Origin of the sequence: Streptomyces sp. TS71-3, assembly GCF_018327685.1 — a bacterium.
Taxonomy (GTDB): domain Bacteria; phylum Actinomycetota; class Actinomycetes; order Streptomycetales; family Streptomycetaceae; genus Streptomyces.
This window is the reverse complement of sequence record NZ_BNEL01000003.1, coordinates 1064486-1083769: the sequence shown is the minus strand read 5'-3', so window position 1 is coordinate 1083769 and position 19284 is coordinate 1064486. Positions and strand designations below refer to the sequence as shown.

The 19284-nt window shown below is 74.6% G+C and carries 20 protein-coding genes; 9 read left to right on the top strand and 11 right to left on the bottom strand.

Going from position 1 to position 19284, the window contains the following annotated elements:
* The first annotated feature begins 1 nt into the window (after position 1).
* Complete coding sequence (locus tag Sm713_RS29015) at positions 2 to 199, top strand: hypothetical protein (protein ID WP_212912964.1); 198 nt, start codon at positions 2 to 4, stop codon at positions 197 to 199.
* A 30-nt stretch (positions 200 to 229) separates the two neighbouring features.
* On the opposite strand, the gene Sm713_RS29010 is transcribed toward Sm713_RS29015, so the two are convergent.
* Positions 230 to 859 carry a type III effector protein gene (locus Sm713_RS29010; RefSeq protein ID WP_212912963.1) on the bottom strand — a complete coding sequence of 210 codons (630 nt, stop codon included), beginning with the start codon at positions 857 to 859 and terminating at the stop codon, positions 230 to 232.
* A gap of 128 nt (positions 860 to 987) precedes the next feature.
* On the opposite strand from Sm713_RS29010, the gene Sm713_RS29005 reads away from it, so the two are divergent.
* Entirely contained in the window at positions 988 to 1419 is a 432-nt protein-coding gene (locus Sm713_RS29005) for an Hsp20/alpha crystallin family protein (RefSeq protein WP_212912962.1), read from the top strand.
* A gap of 109 nt (positions 1420 to 1528) precedes the next feature.
* Positions 1529 to 1972, top strand: a complete 444-nt coding sequence (locus tag Sm713_RS29000) for a DUF2267 domain-containing protein (protein WP_212912961.1) — start codon at positions 1529 to 1531, stop codon at positions 1970 to 1972.
* Between the two features lie 226 nt (positions 1973 to 2198).
* Here Sm713_RS29000 and Sm713_RS28995 read toward each other — a convergent pair whose 3' ends face one another.
* Both Sm713_RS28995 and Sm713_RS28990 read right to left on the bottom strand, forming a co-directional pair.
* A complete protein-coding gene (locus tag Sm713_RS28995) occupies positions 2199 to 2471 on the bottom strand; it encodes a hypothetical protein (protein WP_212912960.1) in 273 nt (90 codons plus the stop codon).
* Positions 2472 to 2668: 197 nt separating this feature from the next.
* The gene (locus Sm713_RS28990) at positions 2669 to 3127 is read right to left on the bottom strand and encodes a nuclear transport factor 2 family protein (RefSeq protein ID WP_212912959.1); all 459 of its coding nucleotides are present in this window, start codon (positions 3125 to 3127) and stop codon (positions 2669 to 2671) included.
* A gap of 217 nt (positions 3128 to 3344) precedes the next feature.
* Between Sm713_RS28990 and Sm713_RS28985 the strand changes: the two genes are divergently transcribed.
* The 3 genes from Sm713_RS28985 to Sm713_RS28975 all read left to right on the top strand — a co-directional run bounded on the left by Sm713_RS28985 (position 3345) and on the right by Sm713_RS28975 (position 7194).
* Complete coding sequence (locus Sm713_RS28985) at positions 3345 to 4685, top strand: cobalamin biosynthesis protein CobG (protein ID WP_249416762.1); 1341 nt, start codon at positions 3345 to 3347, stop codon at positions 4683 to 4685.
* Between the two features lie 2 nt (positions 4686 to 4687).
* Positions 4688 to 5323, top strand: a complete 636-nt coding sequence (locus Sm713_RS28980) for a precorrin-8X methylmutase (RefSeq protein WP_212912957.1) — start codon at positions 4688 to 4690, stop codon at positions 5321 to 5323.
* A 143-nt stretch (positions 5324 to 5466) separates the two neighbouring features.
* Positions 5467 to 7194: a precorrin-2 C(20)-methyltransferase gene (locus Sm713_RS28975; RefSeq protein WP_212914927.1), complete on the top strand. Its 1728-nt coding sequence runs from the start codon at positions 5467 to 5469 to the stop codon at positions 7192 to 7194.
* A gap of 167 nt (positions 7195 to 7361) precedes the next feature.
* On the opposite strand, the gene Sm713_RS28970 is transcribed toward Sm713_RS28975, so the two are convergent.
* Entirely contained in the window at positions 7362 to 8273 is a 912-nt protein-coding gene (locus tag Sm713_RS28970) for a cobalt-precorrin-6A reductase (RefSeq protein WP_212912956.1), read from the bottom strand.
* On the opposite strand from Sm713_RS28970, the gene cbiD reads away from it, so the two are divergent.
* Together cbiD and Sm713_RS28955 are read left to right on the top strand one after the other, a co-directional pair.
* A complete protein-coding gene (gene cbiD, locus Sm713_RS40775) occupies positions 8268 to 9608 on the top strand; it encodes a cobalt-precorrin-5B (C(1))-methyltransferase CbiD (protein ID WP_249416761.1) in 1341 nt (446 codons plus the stop codon). The genes Sm713_RS28970 and cbiD overlap by 6 nt on opposite strands.
* Before the next feature lie 92 nt (positions 9609 to 9700).
* On the top strand, positions 9701 to 10090 hold the full coding sequence (locus Sm713_RS28955) for a RidA family protein (protein ID WP_212912955.1): 390 nt from the start codon (positions 9701 to 9703) through the stop codon (positions 10088 to 10090).
* 42 nt (positions 10091 to 10132) lie between these two features.
* Here the strand turns inward: Sm713_RS28955 and Sm713_RS28950 are convergent, their stop codons facing one another.
* Positions 10133 to 10600, bottom strand: coding sequence for an Lrp/AsnC family transcriptional regulator (locus Sm713_RS28950; RefSeq protein WP_212912954.1), 468 nt, complete (start codon positions 10598 to 10600; stop codon positions 10133 to 10135).
* Between the two features lie 59 nt (positions 10601 to 10659).
* On the opposite strand from Sm713_RS28950, the gene Sm713_RS28945 reads away from it, so the two are divergent.
* Positions 10660 to 11847, top strand: coding sequence for a PLP-dependent aspartate aminotransferase family protein (locus Sm713_RS28945; protein ID WP_212912953.1), 1188 nt, complete (start codon positions 10660 to 10662; stop codon positions 11845 to 11847).
* A 22-nt stretch (positions 11848 to 11869) separates the two neighbouring features.
* On the opposite strand, the gene cobM is transcribed toward Sm713_RS28945, so the two are convergent.
* The 6 genes from cobM to Sm713_RS28915 form a co-directional block, all read right to left on the bottom strand.
* Positions 11870 to 12613, bottom strand: coding sequence for a precorrin-4 C(11)-methyltransferase (gene cobM / locus Sm713_RS28940; RefSeq protein ID WP_212912952.1), 744 nt, complete (start codon positions 12611 to 12613; stop codon positions 11870 to 11872).
* Positions 12610 to 13959 carry a precorrin-6y C5,15-methyltransferase (decarboxylating) subunit CbiE gene (gene cbiE, locus Sm713_RS28935; RefSeq protein ID WP_212912951.1) on the bottom strand — a complete coding sequence of 450 codons (1350 nt, stop codon included), beginning with the start codon at positions 13957 to 13959 and terminating at the stop codon, positions 12610 to 12612. Before cbiE ends, cobM begins: the two co-directional genes overlap by 4 nt.
* Before the next feature lie 287 nt (positions 13960 to 14246).
* A complete protein-coding gene (locus Sm713_RS28930) occupies positions 14247 to 16409 on the bottom strand; it encodes a SpoIIE family protein phosphatase (RefSeq protein ID WP_249416760.1) in 2163 nt (720 codons plus the stop codon).
* A 304-nt stretch (positions 16410 to 16713) separates the two neighbouring features.
* On the bottom strand, positions 16714 to 17829 hold the full coding sequence (locus Sm713_RS28925) for an aldo/keto reductase (RefSeq protein ID WP_212912950.1): 1116 nt from the start codon (positions 17827 to 17829) through the stop codon (positions 16714 to 16716).
* Between the two features lie 190 nt (positions 17830 to 18019).
* A complete protein-coding gene (locus Sm713_RS28920) occupies positions 18020 to 18643 on the bottom strand; it encodes an N-acetyltransferase (protein ID WP_212912949.1) in 624 nt (207 codons plus the stop codon).
* A gap of 171 nt (positions 18644 to 18814) precedes the next feature.
* On the bottom strand, positions 18815 to 19282 hold the full coding sequence (locus tag Sm713_RS28915; RefSeq protein WP_249416759.1) for a hypothetical protein: 468 nt from the start codon (positions 19280 to 19282) through the stop codon (positions 18815 to 18817).
* Positions 19283 to 19284: the final 2 nt, after the last annotated feature.

Here is a 19284-nt window from a genome sequence, read left to right as displayed (position 1 = left end):
CGTGTCCGCAGAGGAGTTCGGTCGTTGGCCGACCGGGGCGGACTTCCGCGCACCGACGTCGCTGAAGTGCACAGCGAACTGGCTGGTGCGGTCAGCTCTCACGCTCCGCCAGGAGCCGCTGCTGTCAGGCCTGCTCGCTGTCGACGACACCGCCCGGCTGGACCCGTACCGACGACTGGCCGCCCGGGGCAGAGGCTGACCGGGCTGGTGTCGCCGGACGCCGGGTGGGTCAGGGGGGAGTGAGGTTGTCGAGTTGGGCGGCGAGGTCGGGGTGGGTGGCGGCCAGGTGGGGTCGGGTGGCGGCCAGGGGGGCGATGAGGTCGGCGGGATCGTTGTGGGCGAGGGCCGCGTGGAGCTCGCCGAGCGGGCGGCGGGCGGCTGTGGGCAGGTCGGTGAGGGCGGTGATCCGGCCGGCGAGGCGGCGCAGGTCGGCGGCGTTGTGGCGGGCCCAGGTGGCGGTGGTGCGCCTGGCGGCGCGGGCCTGGCGGGTGGCGGTGACGCGTTGTTCGCCGGTGGTGCCGGCGGGGCCGGGGCGGCCGCGCAGGTAGCGGCGTTCGGCGGCCTGGCGGCTGGTGACGCCGAGGGGGTGGGCGAGGTCGGCCCAGCTGGCGCCTGCGTCGCGGGCGGTTTCGATCAGGCCGGTCTCCCATCCGGCGAGTTGTTCGCGCACGTGCCGCAGCAGCAGCAGGGAGGCCAGGGCCTGCTCCGGACCCGGCTCGGTGCTGGGGCTGTCAGGGGTCTCGTGCTGGGCCGTGTGCAGGGTGTCGTTGATGGCGGTGAGGGCCGCCGCGGCGGCGAGGAACGACGCCGGGCTGTGGGCGTCGCTGCTGCTTGTGGACGGCTGGTCTGCTGCGGGCATGGGCACCTCCCTCATGCTGTCATCGTTTTGACGACATCGTGTTTGTCATCCATTGGATGACATGTTACAACGGTGTCGGTGAAGCGCATTGGCAGCAACTGCCTGAACCTGCTGGAGGTGTTTTCACGATGTTGATGCGCACTGATCCCTTCCGTGAGCTGGACCGGCTGACGCAGCAGCTGATGGGCCCGGGCACCTGGTCGAGGCCGTCGGCGATGCCGATGGACGCCTACCGCGAGGGCGACGAGTACGTGGTGGCCTTCGACCTCCCCGGCGTGAGCGCGGACGCGATCGACGTCGACGTCGAGCGGAACATGCTGACCGTCAGGGCCGAACGGCGTCCGGCGGCGAAGGCCGACGACGCGAAGGTGGAACTGTCCGAGCGGCCGCTGGGGGTCTTCTCCCGCCAGATCGTGCTCGCCGACACCCTCGACACCGAGCGTATCCAGGCCGACTACGACGCGGGCGTGCTCACCCTGCGCATCCCGATCGCCGAGCGCGCCAAGCCCCGCAAGATCTCCATCGGCGTCGGCTCCGGCCGCAAGGAGATCTCCGGCTGACACCGGCCGGACGGGTGCGGAGGACGGGCACCCGGTCTCCCCCTGCATCCCGCCCTCCGCACCCCCGGGCACCACCCCATCCTGGCTCTGATGAAAGGCATGCACCGCAGTGAGCACCGACGTGCGCGTACCGCTTGACCACCAGCAGCCGTACTCGACGGCGTACGAGCAGATGCTGGAGAAGGTCCGCTACGAGGGCGCCTACCCCACCCGGGAGCGAGCCGACGAGGTCGTCCGCCTGGTCCTGGCGGGGCTCGGCCGCCAGCTGACCGGCGACGAACGCGTCGACCTGGCCGCCCGCCTGCCCCTGGAAGCCGCGCGCATCCTGGCCTCACCGTCCCCCGACACCCAGCCGCTGAGCGGCTGGGCATTCGTCAAGGACCTCGCCGCCCGCTCCGGCGCCTCCCTGGCCACCACCCGCTGGAACACCGGCTCCGTTCTCGCCGCCGTCACAGCCCATGCCGGCCCCGAGCTGATCACTCGCATCCTCCACCAGCTCCCCACCGGCTACGCGTTGCTCTTCGGCCGCGCCGAACTCGCTCCGGCCGCGTAAACGGGCACCCGACACCCGGTGCCGTGACATCTGCCCGGCCCCGACCCCCTGCGGCCGGGCTCGTACGGTGAGGTTCCCGATCCGCGCGATCGGGGACCTCACCTTTGCCAGGCACCGTCCTGGCCGCGCCGGCCGGGAAGTGGTCGACCAGCGGGAGGACAGGCCCTGTTCGGCGTGCGCGTCGGCCGGGTCGTGTCCGCAAAGACCTCCATGTGGAGGACCTCCCCTACAGGGTCCTTGCACTATGCCCGCCCGGGGCCGTCGGCGGCTCCGCCGCCGGGAGCCGGCGTGAGAGGTCGGGCGACGGGCTCCGGTGCGTCGGAGCGGGGTCCGGGTATGCGAACGGGCCGGCATGGTTGGCCATGAGGAGCAGCACCACCGCGATGCCGACGAGGGTCACCGCGATCAGGACGCGGCCCACGGGACTGCGCGGGTTGTACACCCAGTGGTTCGTCCGCGACCTGTCCCGCATGAACACCGGTTCGTCGTCAGAGCGCACGCCACGGACCCCTTTCGAGCATCGGGCGCCTCGCGGGGCCGGTCAGGTGCAGCCCTGCTTCCTGACCGCACCGGGCACGCGGGATTTCAAGGCTGGGATCCCCGGCCCCCGCGGCCCTCGGCCGGGGCTTCGGTCGGTGGCTTCGGCGGGGGTGTCCCGGCAGGGGCACGTCCCTTGGGGCGGGCGGGGCCGCCCCCTCAGGCCCCCGGGACCGCGCCGTTCAGCGGGACGCGGCGCGGGCACACCTTGCGGTAGCGGATGCGCCAGCCGTCGGGGGTGCGGACCACGACGTCCTCGTACGAGACGGAACCGCAGACGCCCTCCGCGGTGATCCCGAGGCCCTTGGAGCGGACCCGGACGCATCCGGCCCCGTCCGCCCGGTCGCCGACGACGACATTCGTGACGTGGTGCGCCACCGGGTTGGCGGCGCCCAGCGCGAGAGCCGCCTCGCGGATCGCGGCGACACCCGCCAGGCGGCCCTGGTCGAACTCCGTCAGGTCGTAGAGGGCCTCCGCGGTGAACAGCTCGCCGAACCGGTCCAGGTGGCCGTCGTCCACCAGGTGGCCGTGCAGCGAGATCAGCTCGGTGATGGCCAAGCGGTCCTCCAGCGTCAGCGGGGTGGCGGTGCCGGTCTTCTCGGCGCCGTGCTCTGGCATGTGGACTCCTCCTGTCCTTGGTCCTCCGGCCGTCCTTCGTCCTTCGCCCTTCTGCCGGGTCGTCCCGTAGACGTGGAACGGTAGCGGGCCGGGGCGCCCCCGCTCCCGTTCCGCGCGTCGTGGCGCGCGGTCCTGCTCCGGGGTTCCGCTGCCCGCGATCCGCCGCCCCGAACGGTGCCGTACATATCGGCCGAAGCCCGTAGGTATGCTCGCCGACATGCCCCCACCCACCAGGTCGACCCCCGACGCCTGCCCGGGCGCGCTCAGGCTGCACCGCGCCGAGGACGGCCGGGTGGCCCGCATCCGGGTGCCCGGCGGCGTGTTGACGGGCAGGCAGGCCGAGCTGCTCGGGGACGCCGCGGAGCGCCTGGGGGACGGCCGCCTCGGCATCACCTCGCGCGGCAACGTGGAGATCCGCGGCCTCGCCGAGCGCGACGCCCCCGAGTGGACCGCGCTGCTCACCGGCGCGGGCCTGCTGCCCTCGTACCGGCACGAGCGGGTCCGCAACATCGTCGCAGGCCCGCTCTCCGGCCTGGACGGCCGCGGCCACGCCGACGCCCGGTCCTGGGCCGCGGAGCTCGACGCGCTGCTGTGCGGGCAGGAGTGGACGGCGGAGCTCTCGGGGCGCTTCCTGTTCGTGCTCGACGACGGCCGCGGCGACGTCAGCGGCCTCGGCGGCGACGTGACGGCGGCGGCCGCGCCGGGCGGGCGGGCCGTGCTGTGCGTGGCCGGGCAGCGGGTCGCTCTCGCCACCTCCGACGTTCCCCGTGCCGCGCTCGCCGCCGCCGGGGCGTTCCTCGACGCGGCGCGAGCGGCCGGCACCGGCGCCTGGCGGGTGGGCGAGCTGCCCTCCGGTCACGTTCCCGACCTGGGCGCCGCGCTGCGGCGCGCGGGGCTCTCCTGCGACGAGGCCGGTGTGCCGTCCGAGCCGGGAGCACCCGCGGCGGGCCCCGCGCCCGGACTGCTGCCCGCGCCCGACGGCACCGCCGTCCTCTCCGTGTTCCCCCGGCTCGGGCGGCTCTCCGTGGCGCAGTGGCGGGCGCTGCTGCCGCTGCCGGGCGGGGAGCTGCGGCTCACGCCGTGGCGGGGGATCGTGCTGCCCGGGTGCCCGGCGGCCGGCGCGGAAGGGCGGCTGGCGGAACTGGAACGCGCCGGGTTCGTCACCCGCGCCGACTCCCCCTGGTACGGCGCCGGCACGTGCACCGGCCTGCCGGGCTGCGCCAAGTCCCGCACCGACGTGCGGTCCGACGCGGCGGCCGCCGTGGCGTCCGGGGCCCGGGTGCCGGGGGGCGCGGACGGTTCGGCCGTCACCCCGGCCGACGCCGCGGTCCCGGCCGCGGAGCGCCACCTGCCCGTGTACTGGTCCGGTTGCGAGCGGCGCTGCGGGCATCCGGGCGGCGACTGGGTCGACGTCCTCGCGACCGGCGCACCCTCTGCATCTGCCTCCGACGCCTACCGCGTCACCGTCCACCGCGCACCCGCCCCGGACGCCGTGTCCGGCACCCCGCCCCGTCCCGTCACCGTCCCCACCCCACCGACCCGAGCGAGCGCACAGTGACCGTGTTCGAGTATGAGAAGGACGGGGCCGCGATCTACCGGCAGTCCTTCGCGACCATCAGGGCGGAGGCGGATCTCGCGCATCTGCCCGCCGACGTGGCCCAGGTCGCGGTCCGGATGATCCACGCCTGCGGCATGGTCGACCTGGTGCGCGACCTCGTCCACACGCCGGGCGTGGTGGCCCGGGCGCGCGCCGCGCTGCGTGCCGGGGCGCCGGTGCTGTGCGACGCGCAGATGGTCGCGAGCGGCGTCACGAGGCGCCGGCTGCCGGCCGCCAACGACGTCGTCTGCACGCTCTCGGACCCGTCCGTGCCGGCCCTCGCCGCCAAGCTGGGCACCACGCGCAGCGCCGCCGCGCTGGAGCTCTGGCGCGACCGCCTCGACGGCGCAGTGGTCGCCGTCGGCAACGCCCCCACCGCCCTCTTCCGGCTCCTGGAGATCCTGGCCGAGGGCGGTCCGGACGGTCCCCGCCCGGCGGCCGTCATCGGGGTGCCCGTCGGGTTCGTGGGCGCCGCGGAGTCCAAGGAGGCGCTCGCCACGGACCCGTCGGGCGTCGAGCACCTGGTGGTGCGCGGCCGGCGCGGCGGCAGCGCCATGGCCGCGGCCGCCGTCAACGCGATAGCGAGCGAGGCGGAGTGAGCGCGCGGGAGAACGAACCGGAGGTCCGTGCCCGGGAGAACGACCCGGGGACCGGTGCCGGGCACGGTGACCCGGAAACCCGTGCCGGGCAGAGCGTCCCGGAAACCCACCAGCCGGAGACCCGCGCCCCGGAACCCGGGCGGCTGTACGGCGTCGGGCTCGGCCCCGGCGATCCGGCCCTGCTCACCGTGCGCGCCGTCGAGGTGATCGGCGAGGCGGACGTGGTCGCGTACCACAGCGCGCGGCACGGGCGGTCGATCGCGCGGTCCATCGCCGCGCGCTACCTGCGCCCCGACCACATCGAAGAGGCCCTGGTGTACCCGGTCACCACGGAGGCCACCGACCATCCGGGCGGGTACCGCGGGGCACTGGACGAGTTCTACGAGGAGGCGGCGGCCCGGCTCGCCGCGCACCTGGACGCGGGGCGGGGTGTCGCGGTGCTCGCGGAGGGCGACCCGCTCTTCTACGGCTCCTACATGCACATGCACAAGCGCCTCGCGCACCGCTACCCGACCGAGGTGGTGCCCGGCGTGACGTCGGTGAGCGCCGCAGCGGCCCGGCTCGGCACCCCGCTGGTGGAGGCCGACGAGGTGCTGACGGTGCTGCCGGGCACGCTGTCCGAGGAGGAGCTCGCGGCGCGGATCGCGGCGACGGACGCGGCGGTGGTGATGAAGCTGGGGCGCACGTTCACCGCCGTGCGCGGTGCACTGGAGCGGGCCGGGCGGCTCGCGGACGCGCACTACGTGGAGCGGGCCACCATGCCCGGCGAGCGCACCGGCGAACTCGCCTCCGTCGACCCGGACTCCGTGCCGTACTTCTCGGTGGCCGTCCTGCCCAGCCGCCGCACGCCCCCGCCGGCCCGTCCCACCGCCACGACCGCTCCGGACGCGACGCCCGCCTCCGGGGCCACTCCCGCCACGGGACCGGCACCCGCGGGCACTCCCGCCACCACGCCCGCCCACGCGCAGGCTCCCACCGACGCCCCCACCCCCGTTCCCGCCCCGCGCGGCGAGGTCGTCGTGGTGGGCACCGGGCCCGCCGGGCCCCTGTGGCTGACGCCGGAGAGCCGGGGCGCGCTGGCCGCGGCCGAGGATCTCGTCGGCTACACGACCTATCTGGCGCGCGTGCCGGTCCGCCCGGGCCAGCGGCGGCACGGCAGCGACAACAAGGTGGAGGCGGAGCGTGCCGAGTTCGCGCTCGACCTGGCGCGGCGCGGCCGGCGCGTCGCGGTCGTCTCGGGGGGCGACCCGGGCGTCTTCGCGATGGCGACGGCGGTGCTGGAGGCGGCGGCGCAGGACGCCTACCGCGACGTTCCGGTGCGGGTGCTGCCGGGCGTCACCGCCGCGAACGCCGCCGCCGCACGGGCCGGGGCACCCCTCGGGCACGACTACGCGGCGCTGTCGCTGTCGGACCGGCTCAAGCCGTGGGAGGTCATCGCGGACCGGCTGCGGGCCGCCGCCTCGGCCGACCTGGTGATCGCCCTCTACAACCCGGGCTCCCGCAGCCGCACCTGGCAGGTCGGCAAGGCCCGCGAGGTCCTGCTCGAACACCGTGCCCCGGACACCCCGGTGGTCGTCGCGCGGGACGTCGGCGGGCCCGGGGAGCAGGTCCGCGTGGTGGGGCTCGGCGAGCTGGACCCGGCCGAGGTCGACATGCGCACCCTGCTCATCGTCGGCTCCTCCCGGACCCGCACCGCGCGCCGCGGCGGCCCGGACGGCGAGGAGACGGTGGTCGCGTGGACGCCGCGCAGCTACCCGGAGGACGGTCCGCTCCCCGGCCGTGCTGAGGGGAGCGGCCGGCTCACCGATCGTGCCGATCCGAGCGGCCGGCTCCCCGGCCGTCCCGATCCCGGCGGCGTCCCGCTTCCGTAGCAGCGGCGGGACGGTGGACCTGGCGACCGTGCCGGACCGGCTGCCGGGCCGGGGAGCGGTCGGCCGAACGCAGCATCTCCACGACGGCGGCGTTGCCGACGGTGCGTTGCAGGGCGAGGAGTGCCGCGGGGGCGGGGGCCGGCCGCGATGGGTGGCCCTTCGGGCCGCTAACCGCCCCACCGCACCCGCATCCACGCCACCGCCTCCTCCGGCGTGCTGACCTCCGGCACGTCCTCGGGCGGCAGCGGGCGGCGGATCATGATGACCGGGATGCCCGCCTCGCGGGCCGCGGTGAGCTTGGGCGCGGTGGCGAGGCCGCCGCTGTCCTTGGTGACGAGGACGTCGATGCCGTGCCGGCGCAGCAGGTCGCGCTCCCCGTCGAGGGTGAACGGGCCCCGGTCCAGCAGGACCTTCATGTACGGCGGGCAGGGCGGCCCCGGCCGGTCCACGGAGCGCACGAGGAACCAGGACATCTCCAGCCCGGCGAAGGCTGCCAGGCCGGTGCGCCCGGTGGTGAGGAAGATCCGCTCGCCGAGCGCGGGCAGCATCGTCGCCGCGTCGCCGAGCGAGCCGGCCGGATGCCAGCGGTCACCCGGGACGGGCACCCAGCCGGGGCGGCGCAGTGCCAGCAGGGGAACATGGGCCATGTCGGCGGCCTCGGCCGCGTGGAAACTGATGGTCCTGGCGAAGGGATGGGTGGCGTCGATGAGCAGGTCGACCCGGTGCTCGGTCAGCCAGCGCGCCATGGGGCCGATCCCGCCGAAGCCTCCGACGCGCACCTCGCCGGGGGGCATCCGGGGCGCGGCGACCCGCCCGGCGAGCGAGGTGGTCACCCGTGTCACGGCGCCCTTGTGCGGGAACCCCGCCAGGGTGCGCGAGGACGGTCCGCGGGCCGGCGGCCCGCCGGGCACCGGCCGGGTGGCGCCCGGCACGCCAGGGACCGCGGCGCCGAACCCGCCCGTGCCGGGGGCCGTGCTGGCCGGGGAGCGGGCGCCCGCCGCTCCCGCCGCGCCTCCGTCGGCCAGCAGTTCCGCCACCCTCCGGCCCTCCGTGGTGCCGCCGAGGACGAGTACGTGCATCGCGGGGAGGTCCTTCCGTTGAGCGAGGCGGCGGACGGCGCGCCGCGGGGCGGGCGCCGGGGTCAACTGAAGCACAGCGGTCTGAGGCCCGGATGGACCACCGGTGCCTGCGCGACGGCCGCGGCCACCGCGGCGTCCGTCGCGCTGCGCACCGGCGAGTTCCCGGACCCGGTGCGGATCGTGCTGCCCGACGGCCGGACGGTGGCGTTCGCGCTGGCCGTGGAGGAACTGGACGAGGACCGCGGCGAGGCCATGGCGGGGGTGGTGAAGGACGCCGGGGACGACCCGGACGTCACGCACGGCGCGCTGGTCAGGGCGAGGGTGCGGGGCCTTCCGCGCGGTTCCGGCGTGGTCTTCAGGGCCGGCCCCGGCGTCGGCACCGTCACCCGCCCCGGCCTGCCGCTCGACGTCGGCGAGCCCGCGATCAACCCCGTGCCGCGGCAGATGATCCGCGACAACCTGGCCCGCGCGGCGCGAGACGCACGCGCCGCGGCGGGCGCCGGTCCCGTGGTGGACAACGGCCCCGTGGCGGACGCCGATCGCGTGGCGGACGCCAGTGCCGGGGCGGACACCGGCCCCGGAGTGGACGCCGATCCCGGGGCGGACGCCGCCCCCGAAGCGCACGCCACCCCCGAGGCGGGCACCCGCCCCGCGGCGGACGCCGACCCCGACGTGGACGCCGAGGTGACCCTCTCCATCGACAACGGCGAGGAGATCGCCCGCTCGACGTGGAACCCGCGGCTCGGCATCCTCGGCGGCCTCTCCGTCCTCGGCACCACCGGCGTCGTCGTGCCGTACTCGTGCTCCGCGTGGATCGACTCGATCCGCCGCGGGGTGGACGTCGCGCGCGCCGCGGGGCGCCGGCACGTGGCCGGATGCACCGGGTCGACGTCGGAGCGGACCGTCGTCGACGAGTACGGGCTGCCCGAGGACGCCCTGCTCGACATGGGGGACTTCGCGGGCGCCGTCCTCAAGTACCTGCGCCGGCACCCCGTGGAACGGCTCACCGTCTGCGGCGGCTTCGCGAAGCTGTCGAAGCTGGCGGCCGGGCACCTCGACCTGCACTCGGCGCGTTCGCAGGTGGACAAGGGCTTCCTCGCCGGACTCGCCCGGCACGGCGGGGCCGGCGAGACGCTCGCGGAAGCGGTCGCGTCCGCCAACACCGGCCTGGAGGCGCTCCGGCTCTGCGCGGCGGCGGGCGTGCCGCTGGGCGACCTGGTGGCGGGGGCGGCCCGCGACCACGCCCTGTCCGTGCTGCGCGGCGCGCCCGTGGCGGTGGACGTGATCTGCGTCGACCGCGCGGGAACGGTGGTGGGGCGCAGCACCGTGCGGTGAGGCCCCGCGAGGGGGTGCGGCGGAGAAGGTGTGCCGAGCGTGACACCGGGGGCGCCTGGACGTATCCGCGGCGCACGCTTAGCGCTCGGCGGGTGACAGAACGACGCGCGATCCTGACCGGTTCCCCCTTCGAGGAGCAGATCGGCTACGCCCGGGCCGTCGTCGACGGCGACTGGGTGCACGTCTCCGGGACCACCGGTTTCGACTACACCACCATGGCGATCTCCGACGACGTGGTGGAGCAGGCCGAGCAGTGCCTGCGCACGATCGGGTTCGCCCTGGCCGAGGCGGGGTGCACGTTCGCGGACGTGGTGCGGGTGCGCTACCTGCTCCCCGACCGGGACGACTTCGAGCCGTGCTGGCCGGTCCTGCGCCGCACGTTCGGCGAGGTACGGCCGGCGGCCACGATGATGGTGTGCGGGCTCGCCGACCCCCGGATGAAGATGGAGATAGAGGTGTACGCGCGCCGGACCACGTCGTAAGCCCCGCGCACCCGCTAAGCCCTGGGCCTTGGCGAACCGGCCCTAACCGGGCGTGAGCGGCCCCCCTTGCCACGACCCGAACACGAGGTGGGTCTCCACGCGCCCCACCTCCCTGCGCCCGGTGAACTCCAGGACGAGTTCCTGGAGATCCTCCGTGTCGCTGCACGCCGCCTGCACGAGGAAGTCGAAGGCGCCGGTGACGTGGAAGAGCGCGCGCGTCTGGGGACGGCTGCGCGCCCACGCCACGAACGGGTCCACCAGCGGGCGTGAATGGGAGACGAACTGCACGGCGAGCACGGCCTGCACCTGCCGGCCGATCGCCGCCGCGCTGACCTCGGCCCGGAAGCCGAGGATGACCCCGGAGTCGATCAGCCGCTGGGTGCGCGCGAGGCACGTCGACGGCGCCACGCCGATCCGCTGGGCCAGCGTCTTGTTGGGGAGCCGACCATCGTTCTGCAGTTCCCGCAGAAGGGCGAGGTCGACCGAATCCAGGACAACGTCTTTCGCCATGGCCCGAATTCTGTACGGCGCCGGCCCCGGACGCGCGGCCAGGTGCCGAGGATGCCCCCATGACCTCGCATCACTGGACCACCCGCGCCATCCACGCGGGACGTGACGATCTCGTCGATCTCGGGCTGCACGCCCCTCCCCTCGACCTGTCCACCACCTACCCCTCACGTGACACCGCGGCCGAGGCGGCACGGCTCGACGTGTTCAGCGCCGGAGTCGACGACGGTGGTCCGCCGATCTACGGCCGGGTCGGCAACCCCACGGTCAGCCGCTTCGAGTCGGCGCTCGCCGAGCTCGAAGGGGCCGAGGCGGCGGTCGCCTTCGCCAGTGGCATGGCGGCACTGGCGGCCTGCCTGCTCGCCCTGGTCATGCGGGGACGCCCGCACGTCGTGGCGATCCGCCCCCTCTACGGGACCAGCGACCACCTGCTGGAGACGGGCCTGCTGGGCACCTCGGTGACGTGGGCGGAGGCCCGTGACGCCGCAGGCGCCATCAGGGGCGACACGGGGATGGTGATCGTCGAGTCACCCGCCAACCCGACCCTCACCGAGGTCGACATCCAGGCGCTGTCCGCCGCGTGCGCGCCCGTGCCCGTGCTCGTGGACAACACCTTCGCGACCCCGGCACTCCAGCGTCCCCTGGACCGCGGCGCCGGCATCGTCCTGCACAGCGCCACCAAGTACCTGGGCGGCCACGGTGACGTCATGGGCGGCGTCATCGCCTGCGACGAGCTCTTCGCCCGGAGCCTGCGGCAGATCCGCTTCGCCACCGGAGGCGTGCTGCACCCGGTCGCCGGCTACCAGCTCCTCCGGGGCCTCTCCACCCTCCCCGTCCGGATGCAGCGTGCCTCGGCCACCGCCGCTGAGCTGGCCCGCCGTCTCGCGGCCCACCCGGCGGTCACGCGGGTCCACTACCCCGGGCTGAACGGTGCGCCGCGACCCGACAAGCAGATGGACGGGGGCGGTGCGATGGTGTCCTTCGAGGTGGCCGCCGACCCGCACGCGGTCGTCGGCGCCGTCCGCCTCCTCACCCCCGCCGTCAGCCTCGGCAGCGTGGACAGCCTCATCCAGCATCCCGTCTCGCTCACCCACCACGTGATGGAACCGGACTCGCGCGAGAAGGCCGGGATATCCCCGCGGCTGCTGCGCGTCTCCACGGGCCTGGAGCACGTGGACGACCTGTGGGCCGACCTCGCGGGGGCGCTCGCACGCGCGCAGGCCCTTGCGCCCTCGCAGGTGCCCGCATGAGACCGTCGCGGCTCGGCCGCCCTCAGTCCCGCGCGCGCTCCGATGAGTAGAGGTGGCTGTCGCGGAACTCCGCCGCGGCCAGGGTCCGGCCCACGATGATCACGGCGGTCCGGGTGATCCCGGCCCGGCGCACCTGCTCGGCGATGCCGGCGAGGGTGCCGCGCAGCACCACCTCGTCCGGCCGGCTGGCGAAGGCCACGACCGCGGCCGGGCAGTCGGCGCCGTAGTGCGGCAGCAGTTCGGCGACGGCCTCGTCGGCGTACCGCACCGCCAGGTGCAGCACCAGCAGGGCGCCGCTGCGGCCCAGCGTGGCGAGGTCCTCGCCGTCCGGCATCGCGGTGGCCTGCCGGGCGAGCCGGGTGAGGATCACGGTCTGGCCGACGGTCGGCACGGTCAGCTCCCGCCCGAGCGCCGCCGCGGCGGCCGCGAACGCGGGCACGCCCGGCACCATCTCGTACGGCACGCCGGCCGCGTCCAGCCGCCGCATCTGCTCGGCGACGGCGCTGAAGACGGACGGGTCACCGGAGTGCAGCCGCGCCACGTCCTGCCCGGCGCGGTCCGCGTCGACCAGTTCGGCGGTGATGCGGTCCAGGTCGAGCTTCTGGGTGTCCACGAGCCGGGCGTCCGGCGGGCAGGACTCCAGCAGTTCGCGCGGCACGAGGCTGCCCGCGTACAGGCAGACCGGGCAGGTGGCGAGCAGCCGCGCGCCCCGCACGGTGATCAGGTCGGCGGCGCCGGGTCCCGCGCCGATGAAGTAGACGGTCATGAGGGGCCTCCTCGCGGCTCGGGTGCTACGGCACCGGGGTCACCCGGGGCTGCGTCCCCGGCCTCCCCCGTCTCCCCCGGCTTGGTCACCGCCCACTGCGTGACCGGCATGGCCTGCCGCCAGCCGGTGAACGTGCCCACGGGGACGGCGTGCGCCACGGCGAGGCGCACCAGGTCGCCGCCGTGCCTGCGGCGGGCGTCGGCGAGGAGGGCCTCGGACTCCAGGGTGACGGTGTTGGCGACCAGCCGGCCGCCGGGCGGCAGCGCGGCCCAGCAGGCGTCGAGCAGGCCGGGCGCGGTCAGCCCGCCGCCGACGAACACCGCGTCGGGGGCGGGCAGGTGGGCCAGCGCGGCGGGGGCGGCGCCGGTGACGACGTCCAGCGCGGGCACGCCGAGCCGGGCGGCGTTGCGCGCGATCCGCTCGGCGCGCACCGGGTCGCGTTCGACCGTGACGGCGCGGCAGGACGGATGGGTGCGCAGCCACTCGACGCCGATCGAGCCGGAGCCGCCGCCGATGTCCCAGAGCAGTTCGCCGGGCGCGGGGGCGAGTGCCGCGAGCGTGGCGGCGCGGACGTGCCGCTTGGTGAGCTGCCCGTCGGATTCGTAGGCCTCGTCGGGCAGCCCCGGCACCGCGCCGAGGCGCAGCGCCCCGGGCGCCCTGCGGCACTGGACCGCCACGATGTTCAGGGGGTCCCCGGGCGGCTCCGCCCACGCGTCGGCGCTGGTCCCGGCGTCCCCGCCGACGACCCGCTCCCGGGGCCCGCCGAGCTGTTCGAGTACGCGGAGCCGGCTGGGCCCGAAGCCCCGGTCCCGGAGCAGCGCGGCGACCTCGGCGGGCGTGCCGGTCCCGGCGCTCAGCACCAGCAGCCGGCGGCCGTGGTGCAGCGCAGCGGCGAGCCGGTCGGTGGGGCGGCCGACGAGGGTGACGACGCCGGTGTCCTCGACGGCCCAGCCGAGCCGGGCGCAGGCGTACGAAACGGAGGAGGGGTGCGGGAGGATGCGCGGGACCCCGACACCGCGGTCACCGAGCGCCGCCGCCTCCTCCGCGACCGCGCGCCCGATGCCGTAGAAGAGCGGATCCCCACTGGCGAGAACGACGATCCGCCGCCCGGCATGCTCCACGAGCAGCCGCCCTACGGCGGGCCGCAACGGCGAGGGCCACACCACCCGCTCGGCACGGCACTCGGCGGGCAGCAGGGCCAGTTGCCGGGCGCCCCCGATCACGACATCGGCGGCAAGCACCGCATCCCGCGCACCCCCGCCAAGCCCGCCCCACCCGTCGGCCCCGATACCGACAACACTCACACCGGCGAGCGGCACGGGCTCGGGTTCGGGGTCGGTGACCATGGGTGCGGTGCCTCGTGAGAGTTCGGGGGTACGGGGGCTGACGGGGTGACTCGGTTCGGCCCGGGTCCACCGAGCGAGGCCCCGAGACCCGACCGGCCACTCTACGTGGGGCTGCGCCCCGAAAGGGGCGCGGGACTGTGTCGATATGCGGCTCTGCCGCGTGGGCGCGAGCAACCACAACGAACGGGCAGCGAACCAACCACCGCAAGAGGCACCACCCCGATCAGGGGCGCGGGGAACTGCGCAAGAAGGATGCCCCGGCAGCGCGGGCCAGAGGCGGTCAGGGGTCACCCCGCACAACGGCTGACCGAGGGCTCCGCCCTCACCAGCAGCAACGCGATGTCATCACTGCTCTCAGGCACCACCGTCTCCTCGGCCCACCGAACAACCGCGTCGGCGAACACATCGAGCCGCTCACCCCCCGCCCGCGCCACCTGCTCGGCGAGGGAGTCGATGGACACCCCCAGATCGACACCGGGCCGCTCCACGAGCCCGTCGCTGTAGAGGGCGAGCATGCTGCCGGGCGGCATCGGCACCTCGACCGACTGGAAGCGCGGCTCCTCCTCGACACCGAGGAGCAGCCCCGGCGGCAGATCGACGACCTCGGTGTGGTGGTCCGGATGCCGCAGGATCGGCGGTGGATGCCCGGCGCAGGCCAGCACGACCCGCTGCCCCGGCACGTCGAGATGGGCGTAGAGGCAGCTGCAGAACATGCTGCCGCTCAGCTCGATCAGCAACCGGTTGGTGCGGGCAAGGATCTCCTCGGGCGGCGCGCCCACCCGCGCATGGGTGTGCACGGCGGTGCGGATCTGGCCCATCAGGGCGGCCGCCTGGACGCTGTGCCCCTGGACGTCGCCGATCACCGCCCCCACGGAGTCGTCGCCGAAATCGATCAGGTCGTAGAAGTCGCCGCCGACGTCCAGGGCGTGGGTCGCGGGACGGTACCGTGCGGCGACCTCAACGCCCCGCACCTGCGGCAGGCGGCGCGGCAGCAGCCCGTCCTGGAGGCCGCGCGCCACGCGGGCGTTGGCGTCGTGGAGCCGGGCCCGTTCCAGCGCCTGCGAGATCATCCCGGCGAGCGAGGTCAGCTCGGCGCGTTCGTCCGCCGGGAAGGCCCGCTGCTCGTCGTAGCCCAGCACCCAGCACCCGAAGGTGCCGCTGGAGACCGTCAGCGGCAGGAAGGCGAAGGCGGCCATGAGGCGGTAGTGCCGGTGCTGGGGGAGGTCGCGCACCAGCTCGGTGTTGTCGGAGTGGAAGCGGGCGGTGCCGGTCTCTATCGTCCGTATGCCCTCGGTCTGGGTGGCCAGCGGAATGCCGTCGAGGTACCCGCTCATCTCGGGCGGGAAGCCGCGCGAGTCCACCACACGCAACCGGCCCTCGTCGGCGACCATCAGCGCCAGGCCCTGGGCGCCCAGGACCGGCATCATCTGCTCCATCAGCGACTCGGTCACCTCCCGCACCCCCGAGGCCTCCGTGAGCGCCGCGGTCAGGTGCAGCAGGTGGAAGAGGGTGCCGGTGGTGACGGGGGCGGAGCGGAGGGAGTCCTCGGACGCCCGCTGCGACCCGGCCGCGCTGTCCGCTGCGGACGCGGACCCGATCCTCACGCTGATGCCGGTGTCGTCCGGGCAGAGCTGGACGGACAGCCGGGCGCCGTCCGGCCGCCTGGCGGTGAAGTCCGTGGGCACGCGGCTCAGGAATGCCGAGAGGTAGGCGTTGTCGTGATCGGGGTCGGCCATCCAGGGCAGCACGTCCACGATGTCGGCGCCCAGCAGCTCGGCGCGGTCGCGACCGAGCAACCGGGCCGCACGGGCGGAGACGAAGGTCATCCGGCAGTGCAGGTCGAGCGCGACGAACCCTTCGGCGAAGCGCTCGGTGAGCGCGGCAGCGTGGTCGTGGGTGACGGGCGGCGGCGGCACGGCGAACGGCTCGTCCCTCGGGCGCACCGGATACCCGTGGTCGGCGGCCTCCTTCAGCGTCCGGGCCATCCGGTCGGCGGCCTCGCCGGTCGTCGCCAGCTCCGCGTCGGACAGTTCGGCGTGGCTGCCGGGCCACAGCACCTGCATGACCCCCCAGCAGGCGCCGCCGGCGACCAACGGCACGGCGTAGATGGCCACCGAGTACGGGAACACGAGCGCGGCGCGGGGGAAGCGGCGGGCCAGCTCCTGCTGGTCGGCGAGGTGGACGGGCGCCTGGGACCGGGCCGCCTCGGCCGCCGGTATCGGCGCCGCCAGCGCCACCGGTGACCACGGTTCGGCGAGCCTGCTGGGCCCTCCGATCACCGCCGTCATCTGCAGCACCTGCTGGTCCGGGACGTGCAGGAAGAGGTTGCCCACGTGCGCTCCCACGGCACGCGCGGTGTCGGCGAACGCCTGGTCGACGAGCACCGCGGCTCCCCGCACCGCCTCCTCACCGGCCGCGGCGCCGACGGCGCTCTCCTCCCGCCCGCGCACGTCCCACCTCCTTGCACGCACCCTTACCGCACAGACCCCCACTGCAACATTTGACCGAATTAGACCATTATAGATTCCCCCGCTCCGGCTGGTTTCTGCCGCATCCGGACCACCTGCGGGTGGATGGCTGGTCGCTCCCCCACTGCCTTGAAGGCGTGGGAGGTACCCCCATCCCCGCGCCCCTGAAAAGACGGGGCTCCGCCCCGATCAGGGGGCGCGGGGCTGTGTCGATATGCGGCTCCGCCGCGTGGGCGCAAAAACCGGCGTACCCGCACAATCGCACAACCGAGCCCCGGCCCCGGCCCTACCAGTTCCGCACCGCACCCACATACCCGACCGGCTTGTCCCCCACCTTGACCCCGGGGCTGATCACCCACCCCTGGTACTCGGGCGTGAACATCCGGTACACCGACCGCGGCGGCACCGCACTCGCCGCGTCGAGCCGGCCCCGCAGCTCCGCCGGAATCTCGAAGTCGAGCGCGGCCATGTTCGCGTCAAGCTGCTCGGGCCTGCTCGCGCCGACGATCGCCGACCCGATCCCGGGCCGGGTGGCGACCCAGTTGACGGCGACCTGCGCCATCGTCACGCCGAGCCGGTCGGCGACATCCCGCAGGACCTCAAGGAGTCCCCACTCCCGGTCACCCAGGGAGAGCCCGGACGGCGCCCCCTCGCCGAGCCGCCCCTCACCGCTGAGGCCGAGCCCGCCCGAGGCACCCGGGTCCGCGTCGTCGCGCCGGTACTTGCCGGTGAGGAAGCCGCCGCCGAGCGGGCTCCAGGCGGTGATGCCGAGGCCGAGGCTCTGGCCCATGGGCACGTGCTCGTCCTCGACGGTCCGCTCGACGAGGGAGTAGGGGAGCTGGAGGCTCACCAGGGGAACGAGGGAGTGCGCCTCGGCGTACGTCTGGGCGCGGGCCGCGTACCAGGCGGGCACGTCCGACAGCCCCGCGTAGCGGATCTTGCCAGCCCGGGTGAGGTCGTCGAAGGTGCGCAGGACCTCCTCGACGGGGGTGATCCGGTCCCAGGTGTGCAGCATGAACAGGTCGACGTAGTCGGTGCGCAGCCGGCGCAGGGAGTCCTCGACCGCGCGGATCATGTGCTTGCGGCCGTTGCCGCCGGCGTTGGGGTCGCCCTGGTCGACGCTGTTGGTGAACTTGGTGGTGAGCACCACCCGCTCGCGCACCTTGGCCTCGGCGATGAGGTTGCCGAGGATCACCTCGCTCTGGCCCGCGGTGTAGAAGTCGGCGGTGTCGACGAAGTTGCCGCCCGCTTCGAGGTAGCGGCGGAAGAGGGGCCGGGCCTGCTCCTCCGTCTTCCCGTAGGAGGCGTGGAATCCCGCGACGCCGAAGTTCATGGTGCCCAGCGCCAGCCGGCTGACGCGCAGCCCGGAGCGTCCGAGCAGGTAGTACTGGTCGAGAGCCATCAGGAAGAACACTCCGTTCGCACGGCCCGCTGCCGGGCCCGGTTGTCCGGGCCCTTCATCCGGGCCCGCCTCACGGACCGCCTCCGACGGGGATCGGGCGGCCCACTCGCGGCCCACCGTGCATCACAGAAAATGGACTAGCAAGTCCAGAGTGAGTCCAGAAACCAGCCCGCAAGCCCTGGCCCCGCGGTCAGTCCCGCGCGGTCGATCGCCCCAGATACGTCACGGTGGCCGGATCCGGCACGTCCAGCTCCCGGAAGCCGAGCCGGTCGTAGAAGGCACGGGCCTTGACGTTGGCGGTGACCATGCTGAGGTGCACCGCGGGGACCCCGCGCCCGTGCAGCTCGTCCAGGAAGCGGTGCATCAGGGCGCGGCCGAACCCGCGGCCCTGCCACTCGGGGAGCAGGTCGATGTGCAGGTGGGCGGGGTACTCGGCGAGTCCGGGGCGGACCATGCGCTCGGGGTGGTGGAGCAGCATCACCATGATCTCGGTGGGGGTGGTGGGCGCCTCGGTCGGGACCGGGTAGCGCCCCGTGACCTGCGGCAGCCACTCGTCGCGGAACCGGTCGGCGAAGCGGGGCGTGTCCGCGGTGCCCAGCACGTAGCCGACGGCACGCCCGGTGCCGTCGTCCAGGACGAACGTCAGCTCCGGCTCCATCTCCGCGTAGGGCGCGGCGAAGATCGTGGACAGCAGGGCGGGGTCCGTGTAGAGCTCCCGCGCGTCGCCGCCCTGGTGGCCGGTGCGGATGCAGATGTCGTCCAGCGCGGGACGGTCATCCGGGCGGTAGCGGCGCACGGCCGGTTCGATGCTCACCCTGGCATGGTCACTCGCCAGAGAGCGCTCCCACAAGGGAGCACCGCTCCACCCCGGGGTGATGAGGTGCACCTCACGGATCGGGGACGGCCAGGCACTCGCGCGGGACAGGCGCGGGCGCCGGGATGTGGGCACCAGAGGCAGGCCCCGCATGAACCCCGGCGCAGGGCCTCAGAAGCGCGGCATGTCGGCAATCGCCTTCTCCGCGAGTTCGATCAGCGACTCCGCCTTGGGCAGGTCTGCCGCGACTTCTTCCGTGGTGACGGTCGGAGCCTCGGACGAGCGGTACTCGACTTCGTTTCGGCGGGCGCGCATCCGGTTGAACGGACGCAGGACCGAGCCGAGTGGAGGGTCGAGCTGGGCCCGCACCGCTTCGTAGACGGATCGGTGGCCACCGCGGCTGGTGGCGCGCAGGCCCTGGTTCTGGAGAACCGCAGCCAGTGCGCGTCGCGCCGCGTCGTACGCCAGCGTGTAGGCGCCCTCCGGGTCGGAGGTCAGGAGTTGCCCGGCGGAGCGAATGTGTGTCCGGCTCCTGGCCATTTCTGCTTCGGCGGCCTGACGGGACGCGGGGACACGTTCGAGGTCACCTTGGGCGAGCATCTCGTCGATGGTCGCCCTGCCCTTGTTCCAAGGGGGCACGC